Origin of the sequence: Streptacidiphilus melanogenes (assembly GCF_000787835.1) — a bacterium.
Lineage (GTDB): Bacteria > Actinomycetota > Actinomycetes > Streptomycetales > Streptomycetaceae > Streptacidiphilus > Streptacidiphilus melanogenes.
In genome coordinates this window covers 68158-88993 of record NZ_BBPP01000036.1, presented here as the reverse complement: position 1 = coordinate 88993, position 20836 = coordinate 68158, and the positions used below count along the sequence as shown (strand labels likewise).

Genomic DNA, 20836 nt, shown 5'->3' with positions numbered 1-20836 from the left:
CCGAGGAGTTCCAGCTCCACCCCGAGCAGTCCACCGACGCCATCGTCATCCACCACCCCGACGCCAAGTACTTCAACGCCCGCTGACGCAAAGAGGGAGGGAGGCACCGCTCATGGACGCCCACCGGCTGGATCTGGCCCAGATGTACGCCCGCGGCGAGCAGTCGTTCTCGTTCGAGTTCTTCCCGGCCAAGACCGACGCGGGCGAGAAGGGCCTGTGGGAAACGCTGCGCCGGGTCGAGGCCGTCGACCCGACCTTCGTCTCGGTAACCTACGGCGCGGGCGGCTCCTCCCGGGAGCGGACCATCGCCACCACGCACCGGATCGCCGCCCAGACGCGGATGCGTCCCGTCGCCCACCTGACCGCCGTCGGGCACTCCGTGGCCGAGCTGCGGAACATCATCGGCCAGTACGCCGACGCGGGCATCCGCGACGTGCTGGCGCTGCGCGGCGACCCGCCGGGCGACCCGCTGGGGGAGTGGCGACAGCACCCGCAGGGGCTGCGCCACGCCGACGAGTTGGTCGCCCTGGTCAACTCGCTCGGCCGCTTCAGCATCGGCGTCGCGGCCTTCCCCGAGCGGCACCCGCGCTCGGCCGACTGGGAGAGCGAGATCCGCCGCTTCGTGGCCAAGTGCCGTGCGGGCGCGGACTACGCGATCACCCAGATGTTCTTCCGGGCCGAGGACTACCTGCGGCTGCGCGACCGCGTCGAGGCGGCCGGCTGCGCGACGCCGATCATCCCCGGCATCATGCCGGCGACCAACCACCGGCAGATCCAGCGCTTCGCGGAGCTCAGCAACGCCGCCTTCCCGGCGGACCTGGAGCAGGCCCTGGCACGGGCCACGTCCGAAGCCGACGCGCACGCCGTCGGCGTGGAGCACGCGACCCGGCTCGCCGACCGTCTCCTGGCCGAGGGCGCGCCCGGCCTGCACTACATCACCTTGAACAAGGCCGCCGCCGTCCTGGAAATCCATCGCAACCTGCAGTCGAGGAGCAGTCATGTCCCGTCCCGCACCGCGTGACTTCAAGGTCGCCGACCTTTCCCTGGCCGCTTTCGGCCGCAAGGAGATCGAGCTGGCCGAGCACGAGATGCCCGGCCTGATGGCGATCCGCAAGGAGTACGCCGCCGCGCAGCCGCTGGCCGGCGCGCGGATCACCGGTTCGCTGCACATGACCGTGCAGACCGCCGTGCTGATCGAGACGCTGGTCGCGCTCGGCGCCGACGTGCGCTGGTGCTCGTGCAACATCTTCTCCACCCAGGACCACGCCGCGGCGGCCATCGCCGAGGTAGGGATCCCCGTCTTCGCCTGGAAGGGCGAGACGCTGGAGGAGTACTGGTGGTGCACCGAGCAGGCGCTGACCTGGGAGGGCTTCTCCGGCCCCAACATGATCCTGGACGACGGCGGCGACGCGACGCTGCTGGTCCACAAGGGCGTCGAGTACCAGAAGGCCGGCGCCGTCCCGGACCCCGCCACGGCCGAGAACGAGGAGCTGGCCATCGTCCTGAAGTTGCTGCGCTCCAGCAGCCTGAACTGGGCCGAGGTCGCCTCCGAGATCAAGGGCGTGACCGAGGAGACCACCACGGGTGTGCACCGCCTGTACGAGATGCATCGGGACGGGAACCTGCTGTTCCCGGCGATCAACGTGAACGACGCGGTGACCAAGTCGAAGTTCGACAACAAGTACGGCTGCCGGCACTCGCTGGTGGACGGCATCAACCGGGCCACCGACGTGCTGATCGGCGGCAAGGTCGCCGTGGTCTGCGGCTACGGCGACGTGGGCAAGGGCTGCGCCGAGTCCCTCCGCGGCCAGGGCGCGCGCGTGATCGTCACCGAGATCGACCCGATCTGCGCGCTGCAGGCGGCGATGGACGGCTACCAGGTCGCCACGCTGCAGGACGTCGTCGGCATCGCGGACATCTTCATCACCACGACGGGCAACAAGGACATCATCATGGCCGCGGACATGGCCAAGATGAAGCACCAGGCCATCGTCGGCAACATCGGCCACTTCGACAACGAGATCGACATGGCCGGTCTGGCGAGGATCCCGGGGATCGTCAAGGACGAGGTCAAGCCGCAGGTCCACACCTGGACGTTCGCGGACGGCAAGAAGATCATCGTGCTGTCCGAGGGGCGTCTGCTGAACCTGGGCAACGCGACCGGGCACCCGTCGTTCGTGATGTCCAACTCCTTCGCGGACCAGACCCTGGCCCAGGATCGAGCTGTTCACCAAGCCGGAGGAGTACCCGGTCGGCGTCTACACGCTGCCGAAGCACCTGGACGAGAAGGTCGCCCGGCTCCACCTGGACGCGCTGGGCGTGAAGCTCACCACGCTCACCCAGTCGCAGGCCGACTACATCGGCGTCAACGTCGAGGGCCCCTACAAGGCCGACCACTACCGCTACTGACACCACCAGGAGTTGGGAGGCAACAGATGACCACGGTCCAGGAGGCGCCCGGCCTGCACGGCCATGTGGCGGAGTTGGAGGCGGTCAAGGAGCAGGCCCGCGCCGAGAAGGAGGGCGCGGCGACCGACGCGCAGCATGCCAAGGGCAAGCTGACGGTCGACGAGCGCCTGGAGCTCCTCTTCGACTCGGGGACGTTCACCGAGATCGAGCCGCTGCGCCGCCACCGGGCCAGCGCCTTCGGGATGGGTCGCCGCAAGCCGCTCGGGGACGGTGTCGTGATCGGCTGGGGCACCGTCCACGGGCGGCGGGTCTTCGCCTACGCGCACGACTTCCGGGTCTTCGGCGGGGCGCTGGGCGAGGCCCACGCCGAGAAGATCCACAAGGTGATGGACCTGGCCATCGAGACCGGCGCGCCGCTGGTCGGTCTCTGCGACGGCGCCGGGGCCCGGATCCAGGAGGGCGTCACGGCGCTGGCCGGCTACGGCGGCATCTTCCGCCGCAACGTGGCGGCGTCCGGGGTGATCCCGCAGATCAGCGTGATCCTGGGGCCGTGTGCGGGCGGCGCGGCGTACTCGCCGGCGCTGACCGACTTCGTCTTCATGGTCCGCGACACCGCGCAGATGTTCATCACCGGCCCCGACGTGGTGCGTGCGGTGACCGGCGAGGAGATCACGCACAACGGGCTCGGCGGCGCCGACGTCCACGCCGGCACCTCGGGGGTCTCCCACTTCGCCTACACCGACGAGCGCGACTGCCTGGAGGAGGTACGCCATCTGCTGTCCCTCCTCCCGGCCAACAACCAGGAGGAGCCGCCGTTCGAGCCGCCCACCGACGACCCGAAGCGGCCGAACCACAACCTGCTCAGCCTGGTGCCGACGGACCCGGCCCGCTCCTACGACGTCCGTGCTGTCATCGAGGAACTCGTCGACGACGGCGACTACTTCGAGGTCCACGCCGCCTGGGCGCCCAACGTCATCTGCGCCCTGGCCAGGATGGACGGCCAGGCCGTCGGCATCATCGCCAACCAGCCCGCGGTGATGGCGGGCGTGCTGGACATCCACGCCAGCGAGAAGGCGGCCAGGTTCGTCCAGTTCTGCGACGCGTTCAGCATCCCGCTGATCACCTTGCTCGACGTGCCGGGCTTCCTGCCGGGCGTCGACCAGGAGCACAGCGGGATCATCCGGCACGGCGCGAAGCTGCTCTACGCGTACTGCAACGCAACGGTCCCGCGGATCCAGCTCATCATGCGAAAGGCGTACGGCGGTGCGTACATCGTGATGGACTCCCGCTCGATCGGCGCCGACCTCTCCTACGCGTGGCCGGCCAACGAGATCGCGGTGATGGGGGCCGAGGGAGCGGCGAACGTGATCTTCCGCCGGGAGATCGCCGCGGCCGAGGACCCGGACGCGGTGCGCGCCGCGCGGATCAAGGAGTACCAGCAGGAGCTCATGCATCCGTACTACGCCGCCGAGCGCGGCCTGGTGGACGACGTCATCGATCCGGCGGAGACCCGCTGGACGCTGATCAAGGCGCTGCGGATGCTGCGCACCAAGCGGGTGCTGCTCCCCTCCAAGAAGCACGGCAACCCGCCCATGTGAGGGACGTGCCCTCCGACAGGCAGGCGTCCGACGACAGGCACAGCGTCCGCGAGGCAGAGGGGGAGTGGTGACGACAGAGGGCGCCCAGGAGTGGTTCACGGTGGTGCGGGGCGAACCCGACCCCACCGAACTCGCGGTGATCGCCGCCGTGCTGCTCGGGATCGCGGCCCGCACCGCCGCCTCCGCCGGCCCCGCGCGGTCCGGCGGCGGGCGGCGGCGGTCGCAGTGGCGGTCGCAGAATCCGTATCGCGCGCCGGGTTCGTGGGAATGACGGCCCGCAGTTGACGGGACGGCAGCCAGAAAGGCAGTGTAAGGAGGGTACGCGTGCGAACTTGTGAAGCTATCAGGCGATCATGAACAACTCATAGAGGGTTCATGACAGGATCACTTCCTCGGCTTCCCCTCCTCCATCCAGAATCGAGCCGTCATCGAGTCGCTACCCACGGTCAGTGGGTGCGACGAACTCCACCCCGGAGGAGGCTCGGATGGACACGTCGATCGACCGCGAGCTCGAGCTCGCGATGCGCATGTTCGGTCTGGTACTCACCGACACCCACCACGACCACCCGGCCGCGGGAGAAGTGCTCCTGATCGAGGAGCTCGAGGACTTCCGCGTGGCGACGGCCAAGGGCTGCGGGCCGCCGTGCACCGCCGGTCTGCAGGAGCGGGAGCTGGTTCTTCAGTGACCGCATCCTCGTCCGAGGGGCGAGGCATTGTCACGGAAGTCCGGGGGCCGCGGCTCCTGGGCTTCCGTGGCCACCTGCGGGCAGAGCATGTCGTGGGGGATGCTGCCTATCTGCTGTCGGAGCGCGGAGTCACCGCGCTCCAGGGTGCGCCTGTTGCGGCGCTGGTCCCATTGCTGGACGGCACCAGGGATCTCGCTTCGGTGCTCGACTGCGTGAGTGCGGAAATACCCGTCGGCGAGGCCGGCCTGGCCATTCGCGAACTGGCCCGGCAGGGACTCATCGCTTTCCGGGCGCGGCCGGTGACATTGCCCGCCGAGGCCTACTGGGACATGGCGGGACTGGAGGGGCAGGAGACGGTCGACCGGCTCGCCGGAGCGCGGGTGGAGCTGCGTTCCGTGGGCGACGCCCCGGTGGACGCCGTCCGCGAGGCCTGCCGGGGGAGCCAGCTCGATCTCGGCCCCTTTCCGGACGGCCAGGACGCGCGACTGACCCTGGTCATCACCGACGACTACCTGCGCCCCGAGCTCGCCGCGCTCGACCTGGAGCACCGGGCCACGGGCAGGCCCTGGCTGCTCGCCCGGCTGACCGGCGCACGGGTCTGGATCGGACCGGTGTTCCGGCCCGACGAGAGCGCCTGCTGGAGCTGCCTCGCGCACCGGCTGCGCGAGCACCGCGCCGCCGAGGCCCCGGTGCGCCGGGCGCTCGGCCTTACCGGCCCGGTGGTGCGGCCCGCCGCCCACCTGCCCGTCGGCTACGGCGCCAGCGCCCAGCTGCTCGTCCTCGAGGCGGTCAAGTGGCTCGCGGGCTACCGGCATCCGGGCCAGGAGTCGGTGCTCGAACTGGACACGCTGACCCTCGCCTCCCGTCATCACGAGGCGAGACGCCGCCCGCAGTGCCCGAGCTGCGGCGACCCGCAGCTGATGGCACGCCAGGCGGCCCGCGGGGTGGACCTGACCTCCCGGCCGAAGGTGTTCCGCGCCTCCGGCGGACATCGGGCCTGCTCCGCCGAGGATATGAAGAAACGTTTCGCCCATCTGGTCAGTCCGGTCACCGGCGTCGTCCAGGACATCCGTCCCGTCGACGGCTGCCCCACCGGCCTGTACAGCTACGCGTCGGGCCGCAATCTCGCCGTGGGCGGCGGAGACCTGCGCGACCTGCGCGCCGGGCTTCGCGGCGGCAGCGGCGGCAAGGGCGCCACGCCGCTGGACGCCGAGGTGAGTGCCCTCTGCGAGGCCGTCGAGCGCTACTCGGCCACGCTCCAGGGCGACGAGCTGCGCGTGCGCGACTCGCTGCGCGGGCTCGGGGAGATCGCCGTCGACCCGCGTGACTGCATGCTCTTCGACCCCCGGCAGTACCTCAACCGGCGGGAGTGGAACCGGCAGTGCTCGGCCTTCCACCACGTGCCCGAGCCCTTCGACGGGGACGCCCCCGTCGACTGGACTCCCGTGTGGTCGCTCACCAGCCGCCGGCAGCGGATGCTGCCCACCGGCATGCTGTACTTCAACCCCGTCCAGGAGGGCGTCGCCCCGCCGGCCGGACGGCACTCCCTGATCGCCTGCTCCAACGGCAACGCGGCCGGGAGCTGCATCGAGGACGCCGTGCTCCAGGGCCTGCTGGAACTGGTCGAGCGGGACGCGGTGGCGTTGTGGTGGTACAACCGGACCCGGCAGCCCGCGGTCAGCCTGGACGCCTTCGCCACCGCGTGGGTGGACGAGCTGCTCGGCACCTACCGGCTGATCGGCCGTCAGGTGTGGGCGCTGGATCTGACCTCGGACCTCGGCATCCCCGTCTTCGCCGCGCTCTCCCGCCGGGTGGACAAGCCCGCGCAGGACATCATGCTCGGCTTCGGCGCCCATCTCGACCCCCGCGTGGCGCTGAGCCGCGCGCTCACCGAGATGAACCAGATGCTCCCGGCCGTCGCGGACGTCCAGGCCGACGGCACGGGATACCGCCTCGACGATCCGGAACTGCTGTCCTGGTGGCGGGAGCAGCGGGTGCACCAACAGCCCTGGCTGCTGCCCGACCCGGCCGCCCGGCCCACGGGGCCGCCGGACCGCCCCTCGTTGGCCGGCCACGACCTGCTGGACGACGTCCGGCTGGTCACCGACCGCCTGGCGGAGCAGGGGCTGGAGACCCTCGTCGTCGACCAGACCCGGCCGGACATCGGCCTGCCCGTGGTCAAGGTCGTCGTGCCGGGGCTGCGGCACTTCTGGGCCCGCTTCGCGCCCGGTCGGCTGTTCGAAGTGCCGGTGCGGACGGGGCGTCTGGAGTACCCGACGATGTATCAGAACCTCAACCCTATCCCGGTATTCATCTGACATGAATGTTGCGCCACGGTCCGAGCCGCGTACCCTGCTCGTGGGTCTGCTGATATCCGGACGGAGGCGGCGGCTGTGACCAGTGCCATCGATCGGCTGATCATTCAGTCACGTCGCGAGGAGCCGGACCTCCCGAACGAGCCCGAGGACCCGAGCATCGTCGTCCTGGGCAACCTCGAGCGGGTGTCCCCTCCGCGTTGGGCCGCCAGCAGTCTCGTGCCCACCGTGGTCACCTGCTACCTGGTGATGGGCGTCACCAACCTGGTCTTCTACGGCCTGACGCTGCAACAGATCATCATCGGCGGTATCTGCTTCCTCGGCATCGCCGCGCTCCAGGTGCTCCACTCGGACCCGCGCCTGGAGCGCCGGCGGCAGCTCCTCTTCCCGTGGAGCCTGGTGCTCCAGGCTGTCTTCACCTACCTGCCCCCGTTCGGGTTCGGGATCTGGTGGGGCGGGATGTCCGGCTTCCTCATCGCGAGCGCACTGCTCCTGCTGTCGCCGCGGCTGGGGTGGGCGGTCTTCGGCGGGGTCGTCGGGGCGACGCTGTTCAGTGGGGTGATCGACCACTGGACCACCGACTACATGGTCTACATGACCATCTCGATCATCGTGACCGGCCTCGTGGTCTGGGGCCTCACCCGGCTCTCCCTGCTGGTCGTGCAGGTCCAGGCGACCCAGGGGGAGCTGGCCCGCGTGGCGGTCGTGCGGGAACGCCTGCGCTTCGCCAGGGATCTGCACGACCTGCTCGGCTACAGCCTCTCCACCATCGTGCTCAAGAGCGAGCTGACCAAGCGGCTCGTGGACGGCAGCCCCGCCGAGGCGCTCACCGAGCTCGACGACATCCTGCTCGTCTCCCGCCAGGCTCTGACCGACGTGCGCGCGGTCTCCCGCGGCTACCGGGAGATGTCGCTGTACGAGGAGGCGGAGGCCGCACGCTCGGTGCTGGAGGCGGCCGGCATCCGCGCGGACATCGACCTGACCGTCCGGCCGCCGCGCGGACACCTGGACACGATCCTGGCCACGGTGCTGCGCGAGGCCATCACCAACCTGCTCCGGCACAGCAAGGCCGAGCAGTGCCTGATCGCGACCCGGGCCGAGGGAGACCTGATCCGGCTGACCATCGCCAACGACGGCGTCTCCCGGACCGACGCGCCCGGCGGCAGCGGCCTGCAGAACCTGACGGTCCGCCTCGCCCACGTGGACGGACGTCTCAGCTGGTCGGTCGAGGAGGAGGACTGGTTCGTCCTCTGCGCGGTCGCCAAGCTCCCGCCCGTCGCGGAGGAGCAGGACCGCTGACCGCGGCCCGCGCTACAGCCAGCCGTCCTCGCGGGCTATCCGGATGGCGTCGAGGCGGTTGCGGGCCCCGAGCTTGGTGACGATCGCGGTCAGGTAGTTCCGTACCGTGCCGACGGACAGGAACAGGGTGGAGGCTATCTCCGCCGCGTCCGCGCCCTCGGCCGCCAGGCGGAGGACCTCCGTCTCGCGGTCCGTCAGCGGCCCCTCGACGCTGTCGAAGGCGACGAGAGCGAGCTGCGGGTCGAGCACCCGCTCGCCCGCGGCGACTCTTCGCACCGCCTCGGCGAGCAGGGCCGGCGGAGCGTCCTTGAGCAGGAAGCCGGAGACCTGCGCCGCGAGCGCGCGGCGCAGCGTGCCGGCTTTGCCCATGCTGGTGAGGATCAGCGTGCGGCAGCTCGGCAGCTCCTGGTGGAGCAGCGCGGCGACATGCAGTCCGTCGAGGCCCGGCAGGCCCACGTCGAGCACCGCGACCTCGGGCTTGCACTCGAGCGCGGCGGGGACGACCTCGTCGCCGCGCTCGACCTCCGCGACGATCCGGAAGTCCGGCTCCAGGCGCAGCAGCGCTGCCAGCGCTCCACGGACCATGTGCATGTCCTCGGCCAGCAGGATACGCACCATTGACTCCCCCAAGTCCCAGCCCGGATCAGCAGGCACATGTTACCCGTTGTCGGGTCCATGGTCACGATTTGTGTCCGTCCGCTGACGGGTTTGCAGAAACCTTTCAGCTACTGGTCCGTAGGGGAAGTCCGCCGTGCCTCAGCCCTCGGCGGCGGCGCCCTCCGACTCGGCGAAGGCGATCAGCTCCTCGGGGCTCCAGGAGAGCCGGCCGGCGCGCAGGTCGGCGATCACCGCGTCCAGCCAGGCCAACTGCGCCGAGGTGGTCACCCGCTGGTACTCCGTCTCCAGCATGGTGACGCGGGGCAATCGGTGCTCGGCCTCGACGGACATGATCGCGTCGATCTCGCGCAGCGACGCGCGCAGGCTCTCCGCGCGAGCCGAGAAGACCTTGAGCGTCTCCTCCGGGTTCAGCATGACCAGGAACGAGAGCGCCGCGGGGAACTCGGGGTACTCCTGCTTGGGCTTGGCGAGCATCTCCACCAGCCACGCGCGGGTGGTCCGGCGACCCTCCTCGGTGACCTCGTAGACGGTCCGCTCCGGGTACTGCTGGTCGCGCTCCGTCTCGCGCACCTCGATCAGCCCCGCGCCCAGCAGGCGCTCGATGGTCCGGTAGAGGCTCGCGCGCTGGCTGACGTTGACGACCTGGTCCTTGCCCCACTGCTTGATGAGCCGCTGGATCCCGTAGGGGTGCAGCGGCTGGTAGTGCAGCAGGGACAGGACGGTCAGCGAGAGGGGCGAGCTCTTGACTGAGCTGGCCGGATTGGTCGGGCTGGTCATGCGGACATCCTACTCCTCGAGTCAGTCTCAAGGGCACTAGTTGACGAGAGACTAGTAACAGTGCAACTATTCATCTGTCGGCGGGAACGCCGGACCGGGCGGCCGGAGAACCGGACCGCCCGAAACCGTCAGTCGCACCTCCCGGAAGGAACTCACCATGAGCCAGGACAAGTTCGCCGAGGACAGCACCGCTTCCGCCGGCACCGAGCGCATCCACGTCGACCACACGGTCACCAAGCGCCTGGGCAACTGGACCAGCGCCGACACCTTCGAGATCAAGGCGCGCGGCGGGAGTGTCGTGGTCGACCTCCGCTCGCCGAACATCCCCGCCCAGATCGAGGTCCGGGTGGAGATGCAGCGGGCCATGGTCAAGCTCCTGGTGCCGGAGGACGCCAAGATCGACCAGTGGGGTCTGCAGTGGTCCGGCAAGGGCAAGGTCAAGGACGGCCAGGCCCCGACGCAGGAGACCACCCGCACGATCCGCCTGGTCGGCACCGCCGCCAACAGTGAGATCCGGGTGCACCGCGGCGGCGTGGCGATGGTCTCCGCGATGATGAGCCGCGAGTACTTCGACGACCTGCGCCGTGCCCGCAAGGAGGGCCGGCTCCCCGTCATCGACGACCCGACCCGCGACCCGTGGGCCGACCCGCACGGCAAGGCCGGGGCCTGACCGCGCACCGCTCGCTGCGTCGTACGCGATCGACCTGAGTCGTACCCGACCCGACCTCGGGCGCCGCACCGCATCATGGGCGGCGCCCGACGACCCCACCAGGGACTCGTTCGTGGACCGGCCAGCCACCCCCGCTGCCGCCGGTCCCCTGAGGGCGCTCCCGCGGCCCACCGGCCGCGTGGCGCGCCCTCTGTCCGCGAACGGGGCTCCTTTTCTTCCGGCCGGCTCTCCGCCCATGAGGGACCGCCCCAGCGTCGCGCGACCGTGCGGCAAGGCGGTGATGAGACCGTGCGGGGGTTCCATGCGCTGCGGCGCGCCGCGCTCTGTGCCGTCGTCGGACGGCCGAGGGGAGAAGCAGATGGATCTCGGGCTCAGTGACAAGAGGGTTCTGGTGACCGGCGCCAGCCGCGGCATCGGCCGCGCGACGGCGCTCGCCTTCGCCGCCGAGGGCGCCAAGGTCGCCATCACCTACCACTCCGCGGAGGCGGAGGCGAAGGCCGTGGTGCAGGAACTCGGCGGCGACGAGCGCGCCTTCGCCCAGCAGATGGACCTGGCCGACCCGGACTCCGTCGCCGCGGCCGTCGCGGGCGTGGAGGCCCGCTGGGGCGGCGTCGACGTCGTGATCGCGAACGCGCAGACCTGGGTGTGGATGAACCCGGACGAGATGCCGCCGTTCCAGGACTTCCCGATGGACTACTGGCTCACCCGCTACCGGGAGAACGTCGAGGGCCACATCTGGACGGTCCGTCAGGCGCTCGGCGGCATGCGTGAGCGCGGCTGGGGCCGGATCGTGCTGCTGTCCTCGGTCACCGCCACGCACGGCAACCCCGGTTCGGAGATCTACAGCGCCGCCAAGGCCTCGCTGCACGGTTTCGTCCGCGGCCTGATGTGGACCCGCGACGGCGTGCTGGCCAACGTGGTGGCCCCCGGCGGCACCCTGACTACGGAGAACATCGACTCCGTCGACCCCGACCTGCTGAAGAAGGCGACCGCGGAGACCCCGAGCGGGCGGCTCACCACCGCCGACGAGGTGGCCAAGCTGATCGTCTTCCTCGGCTCCGCGGCCAACGGCAACACCAACGGTCAGGTGATCTTCCCGGCCGGCGGGCGCTGAGGTGTTCCGCGACGAGCTGCTGGAGGCGGCCGGGCCCGTCCTGGACGAGGTGCGTGCGCACCCGTTCTGGGCGGGCCTCCGCTCGGGTGCGCTCGCTCCTGAGCGGCTGCGGCGGTTCACCACCCAGGACACCTGGCACCTGGTCCCGGCCTACGCACGGGCGCTGGCCCGCGCCGCCTCGGCGGCCGCCGTGCCGACCCACGGCGAGCTGCTGGCCGGGGCCGCCTCGGCCACCTTCGTGTCGGCGCGCCGGATGATCGGCGAACTGGACCTCCTGGAAGGTGAGTTGAAGGAGCACCGGAGGGCCGGCGCCGGGGGCGGCGAGCCGACCGCGGCCCCGGCGACCGCCGCCCATGTCGCCTACCTCGCCGAGACGGGCGCGCAGCCCTTCCCGGTCGCCGCCGTGGGGCTGCTGCCGATGACCTGGTTCCACCAGTTCGTCTGCCGCGACCTGGTCCGGGGCGGCGTGCCTCCGGTCGGCGTCTACGCAGGCTGGGTGGGTCGCTACTGCCCGGAGGAGGGGTTCCACGGATACGTTTCGGCCTACCTCGACCTGGTGGAGGACTGTGCACGATCGGTCTCCGCGAGGGGGCGTCACGGACTGATCGAACAGTTCATGACAGGTGCACATCATGAGCTCCGATTCGTCAAGGCCGCCTGGGGAGGTGAAACCGCAGCTCCCGCCGCTGTTCCACGGCTTCTCTAGCAAGAGGCGACCAGGGCACAGCAGCGTCTCTCGGGCATCGCCACGTTCGAGAGAAGGAGCAACGATATGGCCGAATCCAGCCGCTCGGCCGAGCAGCCGGCTGCTGCCCCGGTGCACCGGCCGGCCCTGGGCCGGTTCGCACTCGCCCTCGGCCTGACCATGCTGGTCGCCTTCGGGGCGCCCGCGGTCGCCTGCGCCGACGGGGGGCACCAGTACTACCTGGACTGCTCCGCGGGCCACGACACCGCCGCCGGCACCTCGCCGTCGACGGCCTGGGGCACGCTCGCCAAGGCGGACTCGGTGGTCTTCCAGCCGGGCGACCAGCTGCTGATCAAGCGCGGCACCCGCTGCACCGGCGTGCTCACCCCGAAGGGCTCCGGCACGGCCGGGAACCCGATCAGGATCGACGCCTACGGCAGCGGAGCCAAGCCCGGCATCGACGGCGCCGGCGCCCCGGCCGCCGTGGAGCTGAACAACGTCCAGCAGTGGGAGGTGCGCAACCTCGACGTCACCGACACCACCACCCCGGACGGCAAGCCCCGCATCGGCGTCTACGTGCTGCTGAGCGACTACGGCACCGGCCACCACTACGTGCTGGACAACCTGTCGGTCCACGACATCACCGGCACCGACGCGACCGGCCCGACCAACGACGACAGCGCCGGCATCCTGGTCAAGGCGGCCGGCAACACCACCGCGACCACGTTCGACGACGTCAACATCTCCGGGGACACCGTCTCCGGGACCGACGGCTACGGCATCGCCACGTCGTCGACCTGGTCCTACCGCACGCCGTACTTCACCGACGGCACCAACCACTACGTGCCGTTCACCCACGTCTACATCGGGTGGAACACGCTGACCAACAGCGGCGGCGACGGCATAGCCGTGCAGAACCTCGCCAACCCGCTGGTGGAGCACAACACCGTCTCCGGCTTCGGCCTGCGGGCCACCGCCTTCCACGCCGGCGTCTGGGCGTGGAACTCCGACTCGCCGGTCATGCAGTACAACAACGTCTCGGGCGGCGCGGCCTCGCCGCCGGCCATGGCCTTCGACATCGACGGCGCCGACACCAACGTGCTGTACCAGTACAACTACAGCCACGACAACTACGGCGGCTTCCTGGCCATGTGCGATGTGCCGGGCGAGCAGACGGTCGGGGCGACGGTCCGCTACAACGTCAGCGAGAACGACCACGACGCCAGCTACGGCGGGATGACCGTCGCGGTCATCTCCAACGGCTGCGGTCTGACCGAGCCGGGCATCAGCGTCTACAACAACGTCGTCTACGCCCCGACGGCGGGCGCGCTGCTGGGCAACTTCGGCCAGACGAACGTGAACTACAGCAACAACATCTTCGTCGGCAAGCCGGGCGGGTCGAGCTTCTCCGACCCGGTCAGCACCTTCTCCAACAACGTGTACGTCAACGTGGGCGCCGCGCCCAGCGGGGACACCCACGCGGTCACCACCACCGCACCCGGCTTCGTGAGCGCGGGCAGCGGTCCGAACGGCTACCAGCTGAGCTGCGGCTCGCCCGCGCTCAAGGCCGGCGCTGTGATCGCGGGCAACGGCGGCAAGGACTACTACGGCAACCCGATCCCCGGCACGTCGCCCAACGTCGGCGTCTACCAGGGCGCCTGCAAGTACGGCTCCTGACCGGTCCGTCTGACCGGACCGCCTGATCGGACCGCCTGATCGGACCGGCGCGGTCGAGGGGCACCCCTCCAGGGCCCCTCGACCGCGTCCCCAGTTCCCGCGCCCAGACTTTCGACGGTCACAGCCGTCAGAGCCGTCAAGCCGTCAGAGGAGAACCGCAATGCAGATAGGGGTCGCCCTGCCGACCGGCGTGCCCGGCGCAGACGGGAGCCGGCTGATCGAGTTCGCGCGGCGCGCGGACCGGCTCGGCTTCCACAGCCTCACCGTCACCGACCGGGTCGTCTACGACAGCTACGACAGCATCGTCGCGCTCGCGGCAGCCGCGGGCGCCACCGAGCGCATCGAGCTGGTGACCGCGATCCTGCTGGCCGCCACCCGGCCGAGCAACGTGGAGCTGGCCAAGCAGCTCGCCAGCCTGGACCGGCTCTCCGGCGGACGCCTGGTCGTCGGCGTCTCCTCCGGCATGCGCGAGGACGACTACGCGGCCACCGGCACCGACTTCCGCAGCCGCGGCCGCCGCCTGGACGAGGCGCTGGTCGAGCTGCAGGAGATCTGGGCCGGCAAGGGTCCGGTCCCCGGCGTCGGTCCGCGTCCGGTGAACGGCACCATCCCGATCTGGGGCGGCGGACACTCCGCGGCCGGTCTGCGCCGCGCCGCGCGCCACGGCATCGGCTGGATCTCCCCGGGCGGGCCGCCGCACAAGTTCTCCGAGCTGGTCGCGAACTTCCGCACCCTGTGGGACGAGGAGGGCCGCACCGGCGCCCCGCGCATGGGCGCCAACTGCTACGTCGCGCTCGGCCCGAACGGCGCCGAGGAAGCGAAGAAGCACATGCTGAGCTACTACGCCTTCATGGGGCAGATGGCCGAGCACCTGGCCAAGGGCGCCATCACCGAGCCCGAGCAGCTGCGCGCCGTCGTCGACCTCTACGCAGCGAACGGCTGCGACGAGATCTTCCTCCTTTCCGTCACCGACGATCCGGACCACCTCGACCGCATCGCGGACGTGGTCCTCAAGTGAAGGGTCGGGCCATGCGGATCATCGTGATCGGCGGCGGCATCGGCGGGCTGGCGCTCGCCCAGGGCCTGCGCCGGGCCGGCGTCGGGGAGGTCGCGGTCTACGAGCGCGACGCCTCGGCCAAGGGCCGGATGCAGGGCTACCGCCTGCGCGTCTCGCCCGACGGCGAGCGCGCGCTGCGCGAGGTGCTGCCGAAGCCGCTGCAGGACCTGGTCGTCGCCAGCTCCAACTACCGTCGCGAGGGCGCGCTGGCGGCCTACGACGAGAAGCTGGAGCCGCTGTGGGCGCCCAGCTTCACCGACCCCCGTGGCGACTCCCCGGACAAGATCGACGCCGTGGACCGGGCCACCCTGCGCCGGATCCTGCTCGCGGGCCTGGACGACGTCGTCCACTTCGGCCGCCGGTTCACCCGCTTCGAGCAGCGCGGCGAGCGCGTCGTCGCCCACTTCGAGGACGGCAGCACCGACGAGGGCGACCTGCTGATCGCCGCCGACGGCGCCAACTCCCAGGTCCGCGCCCAGCTGCGTCCCGCCGACTCGGCCGTGGACATGGGCGTGCGCGGCATCCTCGCCCGCACCCCGCGGGCCAAGGCCGTCGAGGCCGGGTTGCCGGAGCTGCTGCAGGACCGGTTCATCTACGTCATCGGCGGAGACGGGCAGCACCTGGGCCTGATGCCGATGGTCTTCCGCGAGGACCCGCAGCAGGCCTCCGCGCGGCTCCGGCCCGGTCTGCGCTTCGAGCCCACCGCGGACTACTACATGTCCGTCTTCAGCGTGCACCAGGAGCAACTGGGCATCCCCGACGAGGAGTTCTTCGCCATGACCGGCGAGGAGCTGCGCGAGCTCGCGCTCAAGCGGACCGCCGCCTGGCACCCGGACCTGCGCGGCATCTTCGCCCACGCGGACGCCGAGGAGGTCTACCCCGTCGGGCTGCGCACCACCGTGCCGGTGGTGCCCTGGGAGACCGGCCGGATCGTCCCGCTGGGCGACGCCGTCCACACCATGCCGCCCACCGGCGGCGTCGGTGCCAACACGGCCATGCGCGACGCCGCGGTGCTGGCCCGGGAGCTGGCCCGGGTGGAGCGCGGCGAGGCCACGCTCGCGGAGGCGGTGACGGTCTACCAGACGGAGATGGTCGGCTACGCCACCGAGGCGGTCCAGATGTCGCTGAAGATCGCCAAGTGGTCGCTGCAGGTGGACCTCGCCGAGGGCCAGACCCCGTCCCACGTCTCCAGCGTCTGAACCTCTCACACAGCGACCTGAGGAGATCCTCGATGCCCAGCTCCGAGCGCCATGCCGTCGTCGTCGGAGCGGGGATCGGCGGGCTCGCCGCCGCACTCGGGCTCCACCGGGCCGGCTGGCGGGTCACCGTGCTGGAGCGGGCCGCGCGCCCGCGCGAGCAGGGCGCGGGGATCTCCCTGCTCAGCAACGGCCGCCGCGCCCTGGACCACCTGGGCCTCGGCCCGCGCATCGAAGCCCTCTCCGCCCGGATGGCCCCCGGGGGAGAGGGCTTGCGCACGCGCGGTGGTCGGCGGCTCCAGCGTCCCGCCGACCCGTCCTTCCTGGCCGAGCACGGCCTGTTCATCTCCGTCCTGACCCGCCCGCAGCTGCACACCGTGCTGCGCGAGGCGCTGCCGGCCGAGGCGCTGGTGACCGACGCGGAGGTCGTCCACGTCGCCGCGCTGGCCGCGGGCGGCGCGGAGGTGCGCACCCGTGCCGGCCTGACGCTGCAGGCCGACGTGGTCGTCGCCGCCGACGGCGCGTACAGCGCCACCAGGGCGCAGCTGTGGCCGCAGCTGCCGCCGCCGCGCTACAGCGGCCACAGCGTCTGGCGCGGCATCGCCGAGGACGTCGACCCCACCCTCGAACCGGGCGGCAGCAGTTGGGGCCGCGGCCTGGAGTTCGGCCGGATGCCGTTGACCGACCGCCGCGTCTACTGGTTCGCCGTGGCCAACACGCCGGAGGGCCACCGCTTCCCCGACGAGTACGCCGAGGTCCGCCGCCGCTTCGGCCGCTGGCACGACCCGATCCCGGCCCTCCTCGCGGCGACCCCGCCCGAGCGGGTGCTCCGCCACGACGTCTTCGAGCTGGCCGAACCGCTGCCGAGCTTCGTCCGCGGGCCGATCGCCCTGCTCGGCGACGCCGCGCACGCGATGACCTCCGACCTCGGCCAGGGCGCCTGCCAGGCCCTGGAGGACGCGGTCGTGCTCGCCGACCTGCTGGCCGAGTCGGCCGCGGATCCCGACGCCGACCCGGTCCTCGCGCTGGCCCGCTACGACGAACTGCGCCGCCCGCGCGCCCAGGGCATCGCCGTCGCCTCCCGCCGCATGGGCGAGACCAAGCTGACCGAGCGCCGCGTCGAACTGCTCCGCCGCAATGTGCGGCTGCGCCTCCTGCCGCCCTCGGCGGGCCAGGAGGGCATGGCCATGGTCGGCGACTGGCAGCCCCCGGCCGCGGCGTCGAGTCTCGAGAGAGGAGCCGTTTCATGATCCTGATCATCGGCGCCACCGGCACCATCGGGCGGCCCCTGGTCGCCCGTCTGCTCCAGGGCGGCCACCACGTGCGGGCGTTCACCCGGGACGCCTCCCGGCTGACCCCCGCCCCCGGCCTCGAGGTCGCCGAGGGCGACCTCGACCGCCCCGAGACGCTCGCCCCCGCGCTGGACGGGGTGCACACCGTCTTCGTGCTCTCCTTTGGCCCCGACGCGCTGACCCAGGAGCTGGCCGCGGCCGAACTGGTCGCCGCGGCGGGCGTCCGCCGCGTCGTCAAGCTCTCCTCCGTCGCCGCGATCGAGCCCGCGGCCGGCTGCTACGGCGTGGACCACGCCAAGGCGGAGGCCGCCTTCGCCGCGGCCGTCCCGGAGTTCACCGCGCTGCGGCCGTCCGGCTTCATGACCAACATCCTCCAGTGGCAGTCCACGATCGCCGCGTCCGGCACGGTCTACCAGTGCCACGGCGACGTCCCGCGCGCCGTCGTGGCCCCCGCGGACGTGGCCGAGGCGGCGGCGGTCTGCCTCACCCGTCCCGGCCTCCACGGCCGCCCGTACCAGCTGACCGGGCCGGAGGCCCTGACCTCCCCCCAGCTCGTCGCCCGCCTCTCCGCCGCGCTCGGCCGCCCGCTGCGCTACGTCGAGACGGCCCCCCGCGACGCCGTGGCCGGCATGGTCGGCGCGGGCCTGCCGCCGGCCTTCGCCCAGGGCCTCCTCGACGCCCTCGCCGCCCCCGAGCCCACCCGTGGCGGCCGCCCCACCCTCGCCGTCCGCCACCTCACCGGCCGCCCGGCCACCACCTTCGACACCTGGCTCACCCGCAACCTCGCGGCGTTCAGGACCGCACCCCTCCCGCTCACGCTGTAGTTGCACCCCACCCAGGGGCGCGGGGAACTGCGCGAGAAACCACCCCGTGCGGAGGGCCCTGCGCGTCAGGACCGTCCGCACGCCGGTGGCTTGTCGCGCCCACGCTGGGGGCACCTTCCGGCCGAAGGCTGGGGGAGGAGCCGCACATCAGCACAGCCCCGCGCCCCTGAGGCAGGTGCAGCGAAAGGAGCCGGGTAGCCTCCCCTGCTGGGGTCGGCGCCCGGCTCCTTCTCGTACGTGTCTAGTCCCCCCAGGCGACCAGCAGCTCGTGGACGCCGTAGAAGACCTTGTCCTCGCCCGTCGGCACCTCCGACGCCGGGACCGCCAGATGCAGGTCGGGGAAGCGGCGGAGCAGCGTGGTGAAGGCGATCTTCATCTCCACGCGCGCGAGCTGCGCGCCGAGGCACTGGTGGACGCCGTGGCCGAAGGCCATGTGCGCCGTCTCGGCGCGGAGCAGGTCGAGGCGTTCCGCGTCCGGGTAGACCTCCGGGTCGCGGTTGGCCGCCGCCAGGGAGACGACGATGGTCTCGCCGGCCGGGATGACCCGGTCGCCGATGCGCGTCTCCACCCGCGCCGTGCGCGTCAGCCCGAACTGCACGATCGTCAGATACCGCAGCAGCTCCTCGATCGCGTTGTCCATCAGGCTCTCGTCCGCGCGGAGCTTCGCCGTCTGCTCGGGATGTTCCAGCAGCGCGAAAGCGCCGAGGCCGAGCATGTTGGCGGTGGTCTCCAGGCCGGCGATCAGCAGCAGCACGCTGATGCTGACGACTTCCTCGTCCGTCAGCGGACGCTCGTCGTCCAGCAGCAGGCCGCTGATGATGTCGTCCTGCGGGTGCGCCCGCTTCGCCGCGACCAGCGCGGCGAGCTTGCCGACGATGACCGAGCCGGCCTCCCGCAGCTCCGCCTCGGGCGTGGCCAGGGTGAGCGCGGCGATGACCCAGCGGTGGTACTCCTCCTGGTCCTCCTCCGGGATGCCCAGCATCTCGGTGATGACCCGGGTGGGGATCGCCTGCGCGAACCACCGCACCAGGTCCGCGGGAGAGCCGGACGCCGCCATGCCGTCCAGCTGCTCGTCGACGATCTGCTGGATCCGCGGGCTCAGCTCGCGCGAGCGCTTGCGGGTGAAGTGGCGGCTCACCAGCCGCCGGTAGCGGGACTGCTCGGGCGGGTCCATCGCCGAGAACATGCCCGGCGGCACCTGCAGCTCCTCCGCCGGCAGCGGGAGGTCGACGTTGGGCGTCACCTGGATCAGCGGCGGGGAGAAGGCCGGGTCGGTCAGCACCACCCTGGCGTCCTCGTGCCGGGTGACCAGCCAGCCCACGCGGCCGCCCGGAAGCCGCAGTCGGCTCCACGGGCGCTCCTCGCGCAGCGCCGCGTACTCGTGCGGCGGATCCAGCGGGCACTGGCGCCGCGACGGCATCACCATCGGGTCCGGCAGCTCCGCCGCGGTGAGGCCCTGCACGACTTCCGCGGTCACGGCTTGACCGGCCGGTACTCGAGCAGGGCGATGTCACCGGCCACGGGCTCGTTCGCCAGGGTGAACCCGGCGGCGCCGGCGATCCGGTCCCACTCGGCGAGGCTGCGCTCGCGGCCGCCGAGAACGGACAGCGACTCGACGTCGATGAGCTTGCCGATGTCCCACTGGCCGGCGCCGCGCAGCAGGTTCTCGACGATGAGCAGGCGGGCGTCGAGGTTCTCGCCGATCGCCTCGCGGATGCGGCGCAGGATCCGCTCGGCGTTGTCGTTGTCCCAGTTGTGCAGCGTGTGCTTGATGAAGTAGGCGTCGCAGCCCGCGGGCACCGCGGTGAAGAAGTCGGTCGGCACGATCTCGACCCGGTCCAGCAGGCCGGCCTCCTCGAAAAGCGGCTTGGCCTCGGCGACCGTGTGCTCCTGGTCGGCCAGGACGCCGGTGGTGCCGGGGTTGTTCTGCAGCAGCTCGACGAGGAAGTGGCCGCGGCCGCCGCCCACGTCGGCGATCCTGCCGAAGCGGCCGAAGTCGAAGCCCTCGAAGACCGCGTCGGTGCCCGGGTAGCTGTTCTGCTGCATTGCGCGGTCGAAGACGGCGCCGCTGGCCGGGTTGGCCTTGGTGTACTCGTAGAAGGTCGTGTCGAAGGCGGCCTTGAACGCGGGCTCGCCGGTGCGCAGCGCGTGGGCCACGTTCTCGTAGGGGCGCCACAGCATCGGGTCCGAGGTGAACAGGAACATGTCCCGGATGCCGTCCTGCGCGCCGTCGACCAGACCGGCGGAGCGCTCGGTCAGCTCGAACCGGCCGTCCTCGCGCTCGGCCAGCACGCCGGCCGCGGCCACCGCCCGCAGCACGCGGTACAGCGGGTCCTCCGCGGTGCCCGTCGCCGCGGCGATCTCCGCGACGGTGCGCGGCCCGTCGGCGAGGGCGTCGAACGCGCGCACCTCGACCAGGCCGCGCAGCGCGCCGATGGCCCACTTGGCATAGAGGAAGCCCAGCACTTGCTTCTGCGGCGGCAGTCCGATGTCGAACCAGCCGGCCGTGCCCTGGGGAGCAGCGGGGGTGCGCTCCTGTGCAGTCATCGACGTCCACCTCTCTGCGGGCCTTCATCTGCGGGCCTTCTTCGTCGACAGGGTCGGCCGGACGCCTCGAAC

General features: G+C 71.5%; 18 protein-coding genes and 1 pseudogene. 15 read left to right on the top strand and 4 right to left on the bottom strand.

The features are described 5' to 3' along the window. Positions 1 to 112: 112 nt before the first annotated feature. The 7 genes and pseudogenes from metF (at position 113) to TR49_RS29735 (ending at position 8307) form a co-directional block, all read left to right on the top strand. Positions 113 to 1021, top strand: coding sequence for a methylenetetrahydrofolate reductase [NAD(P)H] (gene metF / locus TR49_RS29760; protein WP_084725582.1), 909 nt, complete (start codon positions 113 to 115; stop codon positions 1019 to 1021). Next, positions 999 to 2409, top strand: a pseudogene (gene ahcY, locus TR49_RS41835) (adenosylhomocysteinase). Before metF ends, ahcY begins: the two are co-directional and overlap by 23 nt. A 26-nt stretch (positions 2410 to 2435) precedes the next feature. Continuing rightward, positions 2436 to 4007 carry an acyl-CoA carboxylase subunit beta gene (locus tag TR49_RS29755; RefSeq protein ID WP_042387094.1) on the top strand — a complete coding sequence of 524 codons (1572 nt, stop codon included), beginning with the start codon at positions 2436 to 2438 and terminating at the stop codon, positions 4005 to 4007. Between the two features lie 67 nt (positions 4008 to 4074). Next, on the top strand, positions 4075 to 4278 hold the full coding sequence (locus TR49_RS29750) for an acyl-CoA carboxylase subunit epsilon (RefSeq protein WP_160311653.1): 204 nt from the start codon (positions 4075 to 4077) through the stop codon (positions 4276 to 4278). A gap of 214 nt (positions 4279 to 4492) precedes the next feature. Then, positions 4493 to 4693: a hypothetical protein gene (locus tag TR49_RS29745; RefSeq protein ID WP_042387077.1), complete on the top strand. Its 201-nt coding sequence runs from the start codon at positions 4493 to 4495 to the stop codon at positions 4691 to 4693. After that, positions 4690 to 7011 (top strand): TOMM precursor leader peptide-binding protein, encoded by a 2322-nt coding sequence (locus tag TR49_RS29740; protein WP_042387076.1) that lies wholly within the window; start codon positions 4690 to 4692, stop codon positions 7009 to 7011. The genes TR49_RS29745 and TR49_RS29740 overlap by 4 nt, the downstream gene beginning before the upstream one ends. 75 nt (positions 7012 to 7086) lie before the next feature. Beyond that, positions 7087 to 8307, top strand: a complete 1221-nt coding sequence (locus TR49_RS29735; protein ID WP_052434748.1) for a sensor histidine kinase — start codon at positions 7087 to 7089, stop codon at positions 8305 to 8307. A 12-nt stretch (positions 8308 to 8319) separates the two neighbouring features. Here TR49_RS29735 and TR49_RS29730 read toward each other — a convergent pair whose 3' ends face one another. Then, the gene (locus tag TR49_RS29730; protein ID WP_042367790.1) at positions 8320 to 8925 is read right to left on the bottom strand and encodes a response regulator transcription factor; all 606 of its coding nucleotides are present in this window, start codon (positions 8923 to 8925) and stop codon (positions 8320 to 8322) included. Between the two features lie 138 nt (positions 8926 to 9063). Continuing rightward, entirely contained in the window at positions 9064 to 9702 is a 639-nt protein-coding gene (locus TR49_RS29725) for a PadR family transcriptional regulator (RefSeq protein ID WP_042387074.1), read from the bottom strand. 157 nt (positions 9703 to 9859) lie between these two features. Between TR49_RS29725 and TR49_RS29720 the strand changes: the two genes are divergently transcribed. The 8 genes from TR49_RS29720 (at position 9860) to TR49_RS29685 (ending at position 18217) form a co-directional block, all read left to right on the top strand. Further along, positions 9860 to 10372, top strand: a complete 513-nt coding sequence (locus TR49_RS29720; protein ID WP_042387073.1) for a hypothetical protein — start codon at positions 9860 to 9862, stop codon at positions 10370 to 10372. 358 nt (positions 10373 to 10730) lie between these two features. After that, positions 10731 to 11486 carry an SDR family NAD(P)-dependent oxidoreductase gene (locus TR49_RS29715; protein WP_042387072.1) on the top strand — a complete coding sequence of 252 codons (756 nt, stop codon included), beginning with the start codon at positions 10731 to 10733 and terminating at the stop codon, positions 11484 to 11486. A 1-nt stretch (position 11487) separates the two neighbouring features. Then, entirely contained in the window at positions 11488 to 12192 is a 705-nt protein-coding gene (locus TR49_RS29710) for a TenA family protein (RefSeq protein ID WP_052434747.1), read from the top strand. 66 nt (positions 12193 to 12258) lie between these two features. Then, positions 12259 to 13848, top strand: coding sequence for a right-handed parallel beta-helix repeat-containing protein (locus TR49_RS29705; RefSeq protein ID WP_042387071.1), 1590 nt, complete (start codon positions 12259 to 12261; stop codon positions 13846 to 13848). A gap of 160 nt (positions 13849 to 14008) precedes the next feature. Beyond that, positions 14009 to 14866 (top strand): LLM class flavin-dependent oxidoreductase, encoded by an 858-nt coding sequence (locus tag TR49_RS29700; RefSeq protein ID WP_042387069.1) that lies wholly within the window; start codon positions 14009 to 14011, stop codon positions 14864 to 14866. An 11-nt stretch (positions 14867 to 14877) separates the two neighbouring features. Further along, positions 14878 to 16104: an FAD-dependent oxidoreductase gene (locus tag TR49_RS29695; protein WP_042387068.1), complete on the top strand. Its 1227-nt coding sequence runs from the start codon at positions 14878 to 14880 to the stop codon at positions 16102 to 16104. A gap of 32 nt (positions 16105 to 16136) precedes the next feature. Then, complete coding sequence (locus tag TR49_RS29690; protein ID WP_042387067.1) at positions 16137 to 17351, top strand: FAD-dependent oxidoreductase; 1215 nt, start codon at positions 16137 to 16139, stop codon at positions 17349 to 17351. Beyond that, positions 17348 to 18217 carry an NAD(P)H-binding protein gene (locus TR49_RS29685; protein WP_042387066.1) on the top strand — a complete coding sequence of 290 codons (870 nt, stop codon included), beginning with the start codon at positions 17348 to 17350 and terminating at the stop codon, positions 18215 to 18217. The genes TR49_RS29690 and TR49_RS29685 overlap by 4 nt, the downstream gene beginning before the upstream one ends. 241 nt (positions 18218 to 18458) lie before the next feature. Here TR49_RS29685 and TR49_RS29680 read toward each other — a convergent pair whose 3' ends face one another. Then, positions 18459 to 19694 carry a cytochrome P450 gene (locus TR49_RS29680; protein WP_236653582.1) on the bottom strand — a complete coding sequence of 412 codons (1236 nt, stop codon included), beginning with the start codon at positions 19692 to 19694 and terminating at the stop codon, positions 18459 to 18461. Then, a complete protein-coding gene (locus tag TR49_RS29675; RefSeq protein ID WP_052434746.1) occupies positions 19691 to 20764 on the bottom strand; it encodes an ArsR family transcriptional regulator in 1074 nt (357 codons plus the stop codon). Before TR49_RS29675 ends, TR49_RS29680 begins: the two co-directional genes overlap by 4 nt. Positions 20765 to 20836: the final 72 nt, after the last annotated feature.

What these genes read in the sequence shown, in the direction of transcription:
- metF (WP_084725582.1), top strand. Translation starts at nt 113, where the DNA reads ATGGACGCCCACCGGCTGGATCTGGCCCAGATGTACGCCCGCGGCGAG.
- TR49_RS29755 (WP_042387094.1), top strand. Translation starts at nt 2,436, where the DNA reads ATGACCACGGTCCAGGAGGCGCCCGGCCTGCACGGCCATGTGGCGGAG.
- TR49_RS29730 (WP_042367790.1), bottom strand. Translation starts at nt 8,925, where the DNA reads ATGGTGCGTATCCTGCTGGCCGAGGACATGCACATGGTCCGTGGAGCG.
- TR49_RS29745 (WP_042387077.1), top strand. Translation starts at nt 4,493, where the DNA reads ATGGACACGTCGATCGACCGCGAGCTCGAGCTCGCGATGCGCATGTTC.
- TR49_RS29720 (WP_042387073.1), top strand. Translation starts at nt 9,860, where the DNA reads ATGAGCCAGGACAAGTTCGCCGAGGACAGCACCGCTTCCGCCGGCACC.
- TR49_RS29700 (WP_042387069.1), top strand. Translation starts at nt 14,009, where the DNA reads ATGCAGATAGGGGTCGCCCTGCCGACCGGCGTGCCCGGCGCAGACGGG.
- TR49_RS29690 (WP_042387067.1), top strand. Translation starts at nt 16,137, where the DNA reads ATGCCCAGCTCCGAGCGCCATGCCGTCGTCGTCGGAGCGGGGATCGGC.
- TR49_RS29675 (WP_052434746.1), bottom strand. Translation starts at nt 20,764, where the DNA reads ATGACTGCACAGGAGCGCACCCCCGCTGCTCCCCAGGGCACGGCCGGC.
- TR49_RS29725 (WP_042387074.1), bottom strand. Translation starts at nt 9,702, where the DNA reads ATGACCAGCCCGACCAATCCGGCCAGCTCAGTCAAGAGCTCGCCCCTC.
- TR49_RS29705 (WP_042387071.1), top strand. Translation starts at nt 12,259, where the DNA reads ATGGCCGAATCCAGCCGCTCGGCCGAGCAGCCGGCTGCTGCCCCGGTG.
- TR49_RS29715 (WP_042387072.1), top strand. Translation starts at nt 10,731, where the DNA reads ATGGATCTCGGGCTCAGTGACAAGAGGGTTCTGGTGACCGGCGCCAGC.
- TR49_RS29685 (WP_042387066.1), top strand. Translation starts at nt 17,348, where the DNA reads ATGATCCTGATCATCGGCGCCACCGGCACCATCGGGCGGCCCCTGGTC.
- TR49_RS29695 (WP_042387068.1), top strand. Translation starts at nt 14,878, where the DNA reads ATGCGGATCATCGTGATCGGCGGCGGCATCGGCGGGCTGGCGCTCGCC.